Origin of the sequence: Bradyrhizobium sp. SBR1B (assembly GCF_014198205.1) — a bacterium.
Classification (GTDB): Bacteria; Pseudomonadota; Alphaproteobacteria; order Rhizobiales; family Xanthobacteraceae; genus Bradyrhizobium.
On record NZ_JACIHC010000015.1, the window covers coordinates 107,054 to 119,806 of the forward strand.

Genomic DNA, 12,753 nt, shown 5'->3' on the forward strand with positions numbered 1-12,753 from the left:
ATCGCCGAAGAGCCCCAGTAGTGCTACGGGGTCTTCGCCGCCGCCGGTTCCTCGGCACGCTTGTCGATGACCTTGTCGACCAGGCCGAACTCCTTGGCGTCGTTCGCGGTCAGGAACTTGTCGCGTTCCAGCGCGTCCTCGATCGCCTTGTAGGTCTGGCCGGTGTGCTTCACGTAGATCTCGTTGAGCCGCTTCTTCAGGTTCAGGATTTCCTGCGCGTGCAGCATGATGTCGGTGGCCTGGCCCTGGAAGCCGCCGGAGGGTTGATGCACCATGATGCGCGCGTTCGGCAGGGAGAAGCGCATGTCCTTCTCGCCGGCGGCGAGCAGCAGCGAACCCATCGAGGCCGCCTGCCCCGTGCACAGCGTCGAGACCGGCGGGCGGATGAACTGCATGGTGTCGTAGATCGCAAGGCCCGACGTCACCACGCCGCCCGGCGAGTTGATGTACATCGAGATTTCCTTCTTCGGATTTTCCGCCTCGAGGAACAACAGCTGTGCGACGACCAGCGTCGACATGCCATCCTCGACCGGACCGGTCAGGAAGATGATGCGCTCCTTCAAGAGGCGCGAGAAGATGTCGTAGGCGCGCTCGCCACGGTTGGTCTGCTCGACCACCATGGGCACGAGGTTCATGTAGGTTTCAACCGGATCGCGCATGAGTCACCTAGGGTTTTTAAGAGGCGGACATCGCCAGGCTTGACTGCCAGTTTGAGCTGGATCTGCTGAAGGCCGATGGACGTCCCGTGATGCAGGAACTTGGTAGAGGTAGAAGGCGTACCGACAGATATAGCCCAATTCGCGCCTGACAAGTGCGGAGCGCATTAAGGCTTAATCCGTCGGGCAGTTGAAGCTGATTCGCACAAAGAGGCCCAGCCGGCCATCTGGCTAGCTGGGCCTCTTCGCTGATCATCCTTAATGGATGGCTGCCTCAGAGCCCCATTCCGATGGTATCGGAACGGGCCTCAGGCCGCGGTCTTTTCCGCTTCGTCGTCCTTGTAGAGGTCCTCGCGCGAGACCTTCTTCTCGGTCACGTTGGCGAGCTCGAGGATGAAGTCGACGACCTTGTCCTCATAGATCGGTGCACGGAGCTGGGCCAACGCCTGGGCGTTGCTGCGGTAATAGTCCCAGACCTCCTTCTCGCGGCCGGGCATCGAGCGGGCGCGCTCGATCACGGCGCGGCCGACCTCGTCGTCGGTCACGGTGATCTTGTTCTTCTCGCCGATCTCGGAGAGCACGAGACCGAGCCGCACGCGGCGGTCGGCGATCTTGCGGTACTCCTCCTTGGCCTTGTCTTCAGTGGTGTCCTCGTCGGCAAAGGTCTTGCCGGCGGAGTCCATCTCGGCCTTGACCGAGTTCCACATCAGATTGAACTCCTCGTCGACCAGCGAGGGCGGCGCCTCGAAGCGATGGGCTTCGTCGAGGCGGTCGAGCAGCGCGCGCTTGACGCGCTGGCGCGTCGCGCCGGCGAACTCGACGTTCAGACGCTCGCGCGCGGCTTCCTTGAGCTTGTCCAGCGATTCCAGGCCAAGCGTCTTGGCGAACTCGTCGTCGATCGCGATGTCCTGCGGCGCCTCGATCGAGGTCGCGGTGGTCTCGAACTCGGCCGGCTGGCCGGCGAGCTTGTCGTTCATGTAGTTCTTCGGGAACGACACCTTCAGCGTGCGGGTCTCGCCCGCGCCGATGCCGATCAGTTGCTCCTCGAAGCCGGGAATGAAGGTGTTGGAGCCGATCACGACCTGGATGCCTTCGCCGGTGCCGCCCTCGAAGACTTCGCCGTTGATGGAGCCCTTGAAGTTGATGGTGACGCGGTCGCCGGAGGCGGCCTTTTCGCCCTCGGCCTTCGCGGCATAGCCGCGGTTGGTGTCGGCGATGCGCTTGATCGCCTCGTCGACATCGGCGTCGGTGACATCAGCGACGGGCTTCTCGACCTGGAAGGACTTGAAGTCGGCGAGCGCGATTGCCGGCACCACCTCGATCGCAACCGTGTAGGTGAGATCGGTCTTGCCGCTCAGGAGCTCCTCGACCTCGGCCTGCTCGCTCGGCATGGTGATCTTGGGCTCGGTCGCAAGGCGGAAGCCGCGCTCGGAGAACAGCTGCGTGTTGGTGTCGCGGATGGTCTGGTCGATGGTCTCGGCCATCACCGAGCGGCCGTAGACCTTCTTCAGGTGAGCAACCGGCACCTTGCCGGGACGGAAGCCGTTGATGCGGACCTTGTCCTTGAGGTCAACGAGCTTGGCACCAGCCTTGGCGTCGAGATCAGACGCGGGAACGCTGATCTTGAACTCGTGCTTCAAACCTTCCGAGAGGGTCTCTGTGACCTGCATGGCGTCCAATCTTCTTCTCGTTCGGTCCCGGCGCGCATGCATCGGGACGCTGTCATCAATCGATCCGGCGCGAGGCAAACGCCTCAACGCCGGTGCTTCATCGAACCGGCTCCCGGCGGACAAACTCCGCGCGAAAGCAGGTCTCGTAATCCGTGCAAACGCGATAAGCGCTTGGTGCGGGCGGAGGGACTCGAACCCCCACAACTTTCGTCACTGGAACCTAAATCCAGCGCGTCTACCAGTTCCGCCACGCCCGCGTGAATTTGCATCCAAACCGGCCGCGATGCCGCGGGCGGCCGGGCTTATAACATGTGCCTGACTGTTCGCAGCAAAAAAATGGCCCGATGGAGGCAGGCTTTACGTAGGCACGATGGCTGGACTTATCCAGCGTGGCGTGGTCCGGATCGGCCCATGAAAACGCGGTTCTTTGACCCGACCCGACGTGAGCTTTTGGCCGGCCTTGCCGCCGGGCTTGGCACCGGGCTTGGCGCCTCGGCGGCCGGGTTGGTCGCCAGCAGTGCCGCGCCGGCCCTGACCGCCCAGCTTTCCCTTCAGGCAAGGCCGCAAACCCTGGCTCTCAGGCCGGGTCAGCCCGCTACACCAATCTGGGAGCTGGCCGCCGTAAGCCACCTCGGGAACGTCCGTCTCAAGCGCGGCGATCGCTGCGAGGTGGTGTTTCGCAACGACCTGCCTGTCCCGCTTGCCCCAACCTGGTACGGCCTCAATGGCCCAGCCGCGGCCGACCCGCTGCGCGGGCGCGCGCCCGCCCCGCCGGGGACGACCGAAACTTCAATTATTTCAGTACTAAACGCGGGAACCCTGCTGGCAGACTTCCGCCTGTTCGAGGACGTCCTGGCGCGGCCAGCGCGCCCGCTTCCGGTCATCGCGCAGGAGGCAAACGCTAGCGCCGTCGATCGCGACGAGGTCCTGCTGATCGAGGAGTGGCGGCTGCGGCCGGACGGCACGGCACTCCCCCCGGGACGCGCTCCAAAGGACGCGACGCCGCTCTATACGCTTAACGGGCAGACTTCATTTGAACTCTCAGCTGCAGCTGGCGAGCGTTTGCGGCTGCGCTTTATCAACGGCTCCCAACGCACTGTTCTGGCGATCAGATTAGAAAACCACGACGTCCGGGTGATGGCCCTGGACGGACAACCAGCCGAACCGTTTCCGGCGCGCAATGGCGCTCTGGTCCTGGCCCCGGGCGGGCGTGCCGATGCCATCGTGGATGCGGCCAGCTCGGCCCCGATTCTGCTCCATGACGGCAAGGAGGCGCATCCGATCGGCTCGCTTGCCGTCTCCGGCAGGCTGGAGCGCCGCGCGCCGCTGTTGCCGCCGCAGCCGCTTCCTTCCAACGACCTGCCCGACAAGCTCGATCTCAGAGGCGCCCTGCGGTTCGATGTCGCGCTCGGCGCGGCCGATGCTGGGTGGGCACGGTGTGCCGACTTCTCCAGATCCTCCGCCCCGGCCTTCCGCGCTAAGCCCGGCCGCACCGTCGTGCTGGCCCTCAAGAACCCCGGCCCAATGTCGACCGTCTTCCATCTGCACGGCCACCACTTCCGCCTGCTCGACAAGCTCGACGACGGCTGGAAGCCCTACTGGCTCGACACGCTCGCGGTCGAGCCCGGCCAGACCCAGCGCATCGCCTTCGCGGCGACCGCATCCGGACAATGGCTGATCGAATCCGTCGTCACGGACTGGGCCGCGCCGCGGCTGGTGCGCTGGTATGGGGTGGAGTGAGCTAAGCGCGCTCAGCGCTCGGCTCCGGTAGGGTGGGCAAAGGCGCTCTTCGCGCCGTGCCCACCATTTTTAATTTTTCGGGAGGCACGTGGGCACGCTTCGCTTTGCCCACCCTACGGGACTGCTGCGGTGGTAAGTCTCTTGTAGGATCGGTCTCGCTGCGCTCTACCCATCCTACCCGCCGTAGCGAACAGCTTAGTACTCCACCCCCAGCGCATCATAAATCCGCCGGTGCACGGCCGGCAGCGTCTCGGTCAGGTCCTCTGCGATCAGGCCTGGCCCGGCTTCGCGTCCCGCCTCGCCATGCATCCAGACGCCGATGCTGGCGGCCTCGAACGCCGGCACGCCTTGCGCCAGCAGCCCTGCGATGATGCCGGCGAGCACGTCGCCGGCGCCCGCGGTGGCGAGCCAGGGCGGCGCGTTGGCGGCGATGGTCGCGCGGCCGTCGGGGGCGGCGATCGTGGTGTCGGGTCCCTTCAGGAGCACGACGGCGCCGGAGCGCTCGGCGGCATCTCGCACGCGCTCCAGCTTGGAGCGGCCCGGAAATTTGTTGCTGAGGTCGGAGAACAGGCGCGGAAATTCGCCCTCGTGCGGGGTCAGCACCACCGCAATGTCTTGCGAGGACTTGATCGATTCGAACAGGCGCTCGGGGGTTGCGGCAAAGCTCGTCAGGGCATCGGCATCGAGCACCAGACGACGCTGCGCACCGAGCGCGGTGTGAACGAGATCGCAGGTGCGCTCGCCGATGCCCGCGCCGGGGCCGATCATGCAGGTGTTGTAGCGCTTGTCGCCGAGCAGCTCGCCGAACTCGACGACGGTATCGACGGGGCGAACCATGACGGCCGTGAGCGCGGCCGCATTGATCGCGAGCGCATCGCGCGGGCTCGCCAGCGTTACCAGGCCCGCCCCTGCCCGCAGTGCACCGCGCGCGGCCAGCCGCGCAGCGCCGGTCGCCGCCGCATCGCCGGAGACCGCCAACACATGCCCCCGCGCGTATTTGTGGCCGTCGATACGCGGCACCGGAAAAGCGGCGCCCCAGACATCCGGATCGTCCTCGAACGTCTGCGGCGCGATCTCGTCGAGCACCTGCGCGTCGATGCCGATGTCGGCGACGCGCACGCGGCCGCAATGCATCCGGCCGGGGAGCAAGAGATGCGCCGGCTTCTTGCGGAAGAAGGTGACGGTCTCGGTGGCGTTCACCGCCGCGCCCATCACCGCCGCACTGGTGCCGTTGATGCCGCTCGGCAGGTCGACCGCGAGCACGGGGGCGCCGTTGGCGTTGATCGCCTCGATCATCGCGCGCGCCTCGCCATCGACGGGACGGCTGAGGCCCGCGCCGAACAGCGCATCGATGATCAGCGCCGGCCGTCCGATCGCCTGCGGATTGAACGGAAGTACCGGGTGCTTCCAGCCGCGCGCGGCGGAGGCCGCGTCGCCCTGGAGCTGGTCGCGCTCGCACATCAGGATGACTGAGACCTCCCGCCCCTGCGCGGCGAGCTCGGCGGCTGCGACAAAACCATCACCGCCATTGTTGCCGGGGCCGGCCACGATCAGGATCGGCCCCTCCTCCACCAGCGCCTGGGCGGCATCGGTGACGGCCTGGCCCGCGCTCAGCATCAACTTGAAACCGGGCGTGCCGGCCGCGATGGTGAGCTGGTCGGCGCGCTGCATTTCAGCGGTGGTCAGAACTTCCATGCCACTTCCCTGGTCCAAACGCCTTTTCAACAGGCACGTTCCGTGCCGCCCCACCCTCGGGAACATCGATCTGCACACATATTGAACCGTTTGCCTATTTCGTAGTCTTCGGTATTTTGTGCAGGTCGGCACCACTACTCAGAGATGCTCGTTAAAAGGCTGATAACGCTCCAATAATCAGGGCATTTGCAACTTGGCATAGACCCTGCTTTCGAGGAAGCCGCTTCGGTTCGTCGTGCTCACTGGCATTTATCAAAGTGTGGCCGGCCGTTGTTGCCGGATTGGTCAGGGATCCCGGCATAGCGAAGACAAGATCGTGCGTTAAGAAAAGCGCATCCTGACGAAGACGTTGCTATTTGATCGAAAGGCCGGGAGGCGCGCAGTGAAGAAAATCGAAGCCATCATCAAGCCATTCAAGCTCGACGAGGTGAAGGAAGCGCTTCAGGAAGTCGGCCTTCAGGGCATCACCGTCACCGAAGCCAAGGGCTTTGGCCGGCAGAAGGGGCACGCCGAGCTCTACCGCGGCGCAGAATACATCGTCGACTTCCTGCCCAAGGTGAAGATCGAGATCGTGATCGGCGACGATCTGGTCGAGCGCGCCATCGACGCCATCCGCCGCGCAGCGCAGACCGGTCGCATCGGCGATGGTAAGATCTTCGTCTCCAACATCGAAGAGGCGATCCGCATCCGAACCGGCGAATCCGGGCTGGACGCTATCTGAGACGGGTGCTATCCCGAATTTTGCGACACTCCGACTAGAAAGAAGGCTGCTTCGGCGGCCTGATTTCGTTTGTGCGGTCGCGCAAAACTCGCCCGAGCGAGAATAATTTTGCTCATCTGGAAACCGACCCGCAGAGCCAAAAGGGGTATGCATGAAGACCGCCAAAGACGTCCTGAAATCGATCAAGGACAACGACGTCAAGTACGTCGACCTGCGCTTCACCGATCCGCGCGGCAAGTGGCAGCATGTGACGTTCGACGTCAGCATGATCGACGATGACATCTTCGCCGAAGGAACGATGTTCGACGGCTCCTCGATCGCCGGCTGGAAGGCGATCAACGAGTCCGACATGTGCCTGATGCCCGATCCGGTCACCGCGACGATCGACCCGTTCTTCGCCGAGACCACCATGGTCATCACCTGCGACGTGCTCGAGCCGACCACCGGCGAGCCCTACAACCGCGACCCCCGCGGCATCGCCAAGAAGGCCGAGGCCATGGTGAAGTCGATGGGCGTGGGCGACAGCGTGTTCGTCGGACCCGAAGCCGAGTTCTTCGTGTTCGACGACGTGCGCTATTCGGCAGAGCCCTACAAGACCGGTTTCCGCCTCGACTCCTCGGAGCTGCCGACCAATTCCGACACCGAATATGAAGGCGGCAATCTCGGCCACCGCATCCGCACCAAGGGCGGCTACTTCCCCGTGCCGCCGCAGGACTCGGTGCAGGACATGCGGTCGGAAATGCTCGGCGCCATGGCCAAGATGGGCGTCAAGGTCGAGAAGCATCACCACGAGGTCGCTTCAGCCCAGCACGAGCTCGGCATGAAGTTCGACACGCTGACGCTGATGGCCGACCACATGCAGATCTACAAGTACTGCATCCACCAGGTCGCGCACATCTACGGCAAGACCGCCACCTTCATGCCGAAGCCGATCTTCGGCGACAACGGCTCGGGCATGCACGTGCACCAGTCGATCTGGAAGGACGGCAAGCCGGTGTTCGCCGGCAACAAATACGCCGACCTGTCGGAGACCTGCCTGCATTACATCGGCGGCATCATCAAGCACGCCAAGGCGATCAACGCCTTCACCAACCCGTCGACCAACTCCTACAAGCGTCTGGTCCCGGGCTATGAGGCCCCGGTGCTGCTCGCCTACTCCGCGCGCAACCGCTCGGCCTCCTGCCGCATCCCCTACACCGCTTCGCCGAAGGCCAAGCGCGTCGAGGTGCGCTTCCCCGATCCGATGGCCAACCCGTATCTCGGCTTCGCCGCGATGCTGATGGCCGGCCTCGACGGCATCAAGAACAAGATCGATCCGGGTCCGGCGATGGACAAGGACCTCTACGACCTGCCGAAGGAAGAGCTGAAGCAGATCCCGACCGTGTGCGGTAGCTTGCGCGAGGCGCTGGAAAACCTTGACAAGGACCGCGGCTTCCTCAAGGCCGGCGGCGTGTTCGACGACGACTTCATCGACGCCTATATCGAGCTGAAGATGACCGAAGTCGCCCGCTTCGAAATGACCCCGCATCCGGTCGAGTTCGAGATGTACTATTCGGGCTAAGCAGCCCGGACGTCTGCGACAAGCAAAAGGCGCTCCGCAAGGAGCGCCTTTTCGTTTGAATCGTAGCGTGTACGACCTGCCCGCTACCAGGTCGCCGTAAAAGCCTTCTGCAGCTCGGCCGGCGCCGTCACGCCGCCCGCGATCAGCAATTGCGTGAGCACGCGCGCCTTCTGCGGATTGAGGTCCTCGGACACGACGAAGCCGTTCTTGTCGTCGTCGACCTCGACGTTCCTCGTGACGAAACCCGAGCGAACCCGCGTCGAGCGAACCACGATGATGCCCTTCTTCGCCGCCGCTTCGAGCGCGTCGAGCGCCGGCTTCGAGGTGTTGCCGTCGCCGACGCCGGCCAGCACGATGCCCTTGGCGCCGTGCGAAATGGCATCCTCGATCGGAACGGCGTCCATGTTGGCGTGCGAGTAGACGATCGCGACGCGCGGCAATTGCTCGCCGGCCGGAAGCTGATAGGTCGCGCGCTTGAGACCTTGAGCCTGCGCCATGAAGCGAATGCCGCCGGCGGTGTCGACATAGCCGACCGGGCCGTCATTGGCGGAACTGAACGTCTCGATGCTGGTGGTGTTGGTCTTGGTGACCGAGCGCGCGCCCTGAATCTTGTCGTTCAGCACCGCCAGCACACCGCGGCCGCGCGAGCGCGGGTCGGCCGCCACCTGCACCGCCTCGTAGAGATTGCCGGGACCGTCGGCGCTCACCGCCGTCGCCGGCCGCATCGAGCCGACGATCACCACCGGCTTGTCGCCGCGCACCACGTTGTCGAGAAAGAACGCGGTCTCCTCCAGCGTGTCGGTGCCGTGGGTGATGACGATTGCATCGGCCTCGTTCTTGTCGAAGGCCTCCTGGATGCGACGGGCCAGCGCAAACCAGACCTTGTCGTTCATGTCCTGGGATCCGATCGACGAGATCTGCTCGGCATTCAGCTTTGCGAGCTTGTCCAGGCCCGGCACCGATTGCATCAGCTGCTCGCCCGTGATCTGGCCGGATTTGTAGGCGCCGGTCGCACGCGCGTCGGCCTGGCCTGCGATGGTGCCGCCGGTCGCAAGCACGAGAATACGCGGCAGGCCGGCAGATTCCGCAGCCAGCGCCGTCGCGATCCCCCACGACCAAAGCGCGAGGGCGATCAGCGGAACGGCGAGGATTAACGGCCGATTTCGGCGGTGGATTGCGGGTCTGGCGGCATGCTTCGTCATCGAATTCTCCTCCCGTTCAAGTTGGGAGCGATATTCGACACGCCCAATGGGGCCGAAGATGGGTCAGCCCAATGCTTGTCGCTAAGGATTATCCCGCCGCGGCATAAAATGGTCGAGCAAGCCCGTCGGCAGCGGAAAGACCACAGTCGACGACCGTTCGCCCGCAATATCGTGCAGGGCCGCAAAATAACGCAGCTGCATCGCCTGAGGCTCCTGCGCGAGAATCCGGCCGGCCTCGACGAGCTTTTCGGCAGCCTGCTGCTCGCCCATCGCATTGATCACCTTGGCGCGCCGCAACCGTTCCGCCTCCGCCTGTTTGGCAATCGCGCGCACCATGGTTTCGTTGATATCGACGTCCTTGATCTCGATGCCGGTCACCTTGATGCCCCAGACGTCGGTCTGCTTGTCGAGGATCTCCTGGATGTCGGCGTTCAACCTGTCGCGCTCGGCAAGCATCTCGTCGAGCTCGTGCTTGCCGAGCACCGAGCGCAACGTCGTCTGCGCGAGCTGGCTGGTGGCGGCCATGTAATCGCCGACCTTGATGATGGCACGTTCGGGGTCGACGATGCGGAAGTACAGAACGGCGTTGACCTTGACGGACACGTTGTCCCGCGAAATCACGTCCTGCGGCGGCACGACCTGCACCATTACCCGGAGGTCGACCTTGACGAGTTGCTGCACGACCGGAATGAGGATGATGAGGCCCGGGCCCTTCACGCCGGTAAAACGGCCGAGCGTGAAGATGACGCCACGCTCGTATTCGCGAAGGATTCGAATAGCCTGGGATAGAAACATGATGACAAGCAGCAGAAGCGCCGCATAAGTCAGATATTCCAGCATCATGATGTACCTCCCTCACCGGTCCTGGCCGGTGCGCGCCGTATCAGCAGCGTCAGGTCGACGACGTTCGCGACTTCGACCGTCTCTCCGGGCTTGAACGTTTCGGCGCCGCGCGCCTGCCAGCGCTCGCCATGAGCGAAGACGTGACCTTCGCTCCCACTCCAGTCGAGAACCTCGGCGGGCAAGCCTCGCATCGCCTGCGCGCCGACCCGCTCCGGAGCCCGGGCGGCACGTCTAAGCGAACCAAGCACGACCAGAGCAAAGCCGGCGAACACGGCTGCCGTGGTGCCGATCACCCACCACGACAGGTGGTAGCCGGGCGCCTCGACCCTGAAGAGCATCAGCGCTCCCAGCACGAAAGCGATGATCCCCCCGAGACCGATCACCACCGTCGGATTGAAGGCTTCGACCGTGAGAAGCACGATGCCAACCAGCATCAGGGCAAGGCCGGCATAGTTGATCGGCAGCAAATTGAGCGCATAGAGACCGATCAGCAGGCAGATCGCGCCGACCACGCCGGGAGCGACGGCTCCGGGAGACATGAACTCGAAGATCAGGCCGTAGATGCCGACCATCAGGAGAATGAACGCCACATTCGGATCGGTGATGACCGCCAGGAAGCGGGATATCCATCCGGGGTCGATGGCTTCGACGACCGCATCCTTCGTCGCGAGACGTTGCGTCTTGCCGCCTGCAACCTCGACCACGCGGCCATCGAGCTGCCTCAGCAATTCAGCCTGATCGCGTGCGACGAGTTCGATGGCATGGGACTGCAGCGCACCGTTGGCAGAGAGAGTGGCGGCCTCACGGACCGCCTTCTCCGCCCAGTCCGCATTGCGGCCACGCAGCTCCGCAAGGCTGCGGATGAAGGCAACCGCGTCATTGGTCACCTTTGCCGTCATCGCATCCTTGAACTGATCCTTGGACGGATCCTTGGGCTCGCTCTGCTGGTCGCCGTCCTTCTTGTCCTTGCTGCCCTTGTCCGGTGTACCGCTCGGCAGCCCCGGCAGCGGTCCGCCAATCTGCACCGGCGTTGCCGCACCGATATTGGTGCCCGGCGCCATCGCCGCGATATGGGTCGCATAGAGGATATAGGTCCCCGCGCTCGCCGCGTGGGCGCCGGAGGGAGCGACGTAACCGACGACAGGGACGGGCGAGGCCAGCACATCCGCAATGATCTCGCGCATGCTGGAATTAAGACCGCCGGGCGTGTTGATTCTCAGAAGCACGACCTCGGCGCGCCGTTCGCTTGCCTTGGCCAAGGCCTCCTTCACGTAACTGGCCGACGCAGGGCCAATGGCCCCTTCGATCGACACAATCAGTGCAAGGCGGCTGTTCTCCTCCGCTGAGCTGGGAAGGAGGCAGCAGATCAAAGCAACGACGCCAATCGCCGCAACGAGGGCCGCCTTCATGGTCTGCACGGCAGGGCTCCCTTGCAGAGCATATGGTGTTGGTCTCTCGAACCTCAATGCAGCCGTGTGCTGGTGCAGGCCCCTGTCGTGATTGTGCGATGCAATGGAAACCGCCCCGCAGATCGGTTGAGCAACGGGGCGGCGGCTGGCGGACCATGCCTTGAGCTGATCCGCCCACGCATTCCGCGCTGCTAGCGCCGCGCGATCCGCACCCCGTCCGTCCCGATCGCGCCGAACGTGCTCGCGATGATCTCAGCTGTCGGCTGCATGCCGCCGAGCGACCAGTGCGTGGGCTCCTGCTCCTCGATCCTGACCCAGACGTTGCGGCGGAAATCCGGGCTGCCCTGCCCTTCGACCTCGACCAGGAGGTCGACAACGCAGCCGATCAAGGCGATCGCGCGCACGACCGGCTATGAGGACGAGAGCAGCTTTCGCAAGGCGTTCCGCAAGCTCACCTTGATGTCGCCGCAGGCCTATCGCGCGCGACGGATGGAGCGGACGATGTGAGGCGGCTTCGAGCCATCCACTTTCGTTCCGCATCTGACTCCACTTCGTTCTCAAAGAACAAATCAGAGCCGCAAAAATCGGGGCGGACCAATTCCTACTGATTGGTTTACGCAGGGCGGATTAGCCGAAGGCGTAATCCGCCGACTGCTGGTGACGCTCACGCGCTCTCCAAAGTCGCCATCCGTGCTGCCGTCTCTTGCCCAGTCCTCCGGAAATAATCCGGACTGTACGTCTCGGGGCATTGAAGCTGCCCCATCAAGACAAGATGGCGGATTACGCCAATCCGCCCTACGGCGCGCTTTGGGCCAATGCGGCGGATGCGAGCAGGAAAAGGACGGCGACGGTAGCGCTGCGCTTCATCGCGAGGCCATCCCGTCGCGGGAGAGATTCGGCCATTGAGCTGCCCTTAGCGAACAACGCCAGCCGCGTCGTCGCCGCTCGGAATCAGCCAATCGAGCCCGATCAAGCACGCTTCGAGGATAACGAACGCGACAATGCCACCGACCCAGCCGAAGAAGACGATGGAAAAGGTCCCGAGCAAGATTGCGCAAAACAGGTCGGAAAGCACCTTGCAGACGCGGAAGTCTCGGTCATGTCCAGATGGGAGATACGGCATCGGGCTCCCCTTTCGCTGCTCTGGACCTGGACTTAGCCACAGCGCGACGCGACCGTCTACTCCGCCAGCCTGCTGATCAGTTGCGCCGTCGCAATCGAGGTCCGCGGCTCCCTGCGCAAGGGCAGCGTTCGCA

The 12,753-nt window shown here is 64.1% G+C and carries 12 protein-coding genes and 1 tRNA gene; 5 read left to right on the forward strand and 8 right to left on the reverse strand.

The window, feature by feature from the left end; genetic code table 11:
- Nucleotides 1-23: 23 nt before the first annotated feature.
- The 3 genes from GGD61_RS29740 to GGD61_RS29750 form a co-directional block, all read right to left on the reverse strand.
- The gene (locus GGD61_RS29740) at nt 24-659 is read right to left on the reverse strand and encodes an ATP-dependent Clp protease proteolytic subunit (RefSeq protein WP_018320117.1); all 636 of its coding nucleotides are present in this window, start codon (nt 657-659) and stop codon (nt 24-26) included.
- A gap of 305 nt (nt 660-964) precedes the next feature.
- Nucleotides 965-2,326, reverse strand: coding sequence for a trigger factor (gene tig / locus GGD61_RS29745; RefSeq protein ID WP_092257370.1), 1,362 nt, complete (start codon nt 2,324-2,326; stop codon nt 965-967).
- 172 nt (nt 2,327-2,498) lie between these two features.
- Nucleotides 2,499-2,583 (reverse strand) — tRNA-Leu (locus GGD61_RS29750).
- 154 nt (nt 2,584-2,737) lie between these two features.
- Between GGD61_RS29750 and GGD61_RS29755 the strand changes: the two genes are divergently transcribed.
- The gene (locus GGD61_RS29755; protein ID WP_183231724.1) at nt 2,738-4,066 is read left to right on the forward strand and encodes a multicopper oxidase family protein; all 1,329 of its coding nucleotides are present in this window, start codon (nt 2,738-2,740) and stop codon (nt 4,064-4,066) included.
- 195 nt (nt 4,067-4,261) lie between these two features.
- Here GGD61_RS29755 and GGD61_RS29760 read toward each other — a convergent pair whose 3' ends face one another.
- Nucleotides 4,262-5,761: a bifunctional ADP-dependent NAD(P)H-hydrate dehydratase/NAD(P)H-hydrate epimerase gene (locus GGD61_RS29760; protein ID WP_018320111.1), complete on the reverse strand. Its 1,500-nt coding sequence runs from the start codon at nt 5,759-5,761 to the stop codon at nt 4,262-4,264.
- 382 nt (nt 5,762-6,143) lie between these two features.
- On the opposite strand from GGD61_RS29760, the gene GGD61_RS29765 reads away from it, so the two are divergent.
- Nucleotides 6,144-6,482, forward strand: coding sequence for a P-II family nitrogen regulator (locus GGD61_RS29765; RefSeq protein ID WP_007603495.1), 339 nt, complete (start codon nt 6,144-6,146; stop codon nt 6,480-6,482).
- Between the two features lie 151 nt (nt 6,483-6,633).
- Nucleotides 6,634-8,043, forward strand: coding sequence for a type I glutamate--ammonia ligase (gene glnA, locus GGD61_RS29770; protein ID WP_018320110.1), 1,410 nt, complete (start codon nt 6,634-6,636; stop codon nt 8,041-8,043).
- 83 nt (nt 8,044-8,126) lie between these two features.
- Here glnA and GGD61_RS29775 read toward each other — a convergent pair whose 3' ends face one another.
- The 4 genes from GGD61_RS29775 to GGD61_RS29790 all read right to left on the reverse strand — a co-directional run bounded on the left by GGD61_RS29775 (nt 8,127) and on the right by GGD61_RS29790 (nt 11,886).
- On the reverse strand, nt 8,127-9,245 hold the full coding sequence (locus tag GGD61_RS29775) for a type II asparaginase (protein WP_092257375.1): 1,119 nt from the start codon (nt 9,243-9,245) through the stop codon (nt 8,127-8,129).
- Between the two features lie 81 nt (nt 9,246-9,326).
- Nucleotides 9,327-10,088 (reverse strand): slipin family protein, encoded by a 762-nt coding sequence (locus tag GGD61_RS29780; protein WP_018320108.1) that lies wholly within the window; start codon nt 10,086-10,088, stop codon nt 9,327-9,329.
- A complete protein-coding gene (locus GGD61_RS29785; RefSeq protein WP_183231725.1) occupies nt 10,085-11,506 on the reverse strand; it encodes a nodulation protein NfeD in 1,422 nt (473 codons plus the stop codon). Before GGD61_RS29785 ends, GGD61_RS29780 begins: the two co-directional genes overlap by 4 nt.
- A gap of 182 nt (nt 11,507-11,688) precedes the next feature.
- The gene (locus GGD61_RS29790) at nt 11,689-11,886 is read right to left on the reverse strand and encodes a 4-oxalocrotonate tautomerase (RefSeq protein ID WP_244550669.1); all 198 of its coding nucleotides are present in this window, start codon (nt 11,884-11,886) and stop codon (nt 11,689-11,691) included.
- Between GGD61_RS29790 and GGD61_RS29795 the strand changes: the two genes are divergently transcribed.
- Both GGD61_RS29795 and GGD61_RS29800 read left to right on the forward strand, forming a co-directional pair.
- A complete protein-coding gene (locus GGD61_RS29795) occupies nt 11,819-12,004 on the forward strand; it encodes a helix-turn-helix domain-containing protein (RefSeq protein WP_244550670.1) in 186 nt (61 codons plus the stop codon). The genes GGD61_RS29790 and GGD61_RS29795 overlap by 68 nt on opposite strands.
- 265 nt (nt 12,005-12,269) lie before the next feature.
- Nucleotides 12,270-12,656, forward strand: coding sequence for a hypothetical protein (locus GGD61_RS29800; protein WP_177237145.1), 387 nt, complete (start codon nt 12,270-12,272; stop codon nt 12,654-12,656).
- Nucleotides 12,657-12,753 lie beyond the last annotated feature (97 nt).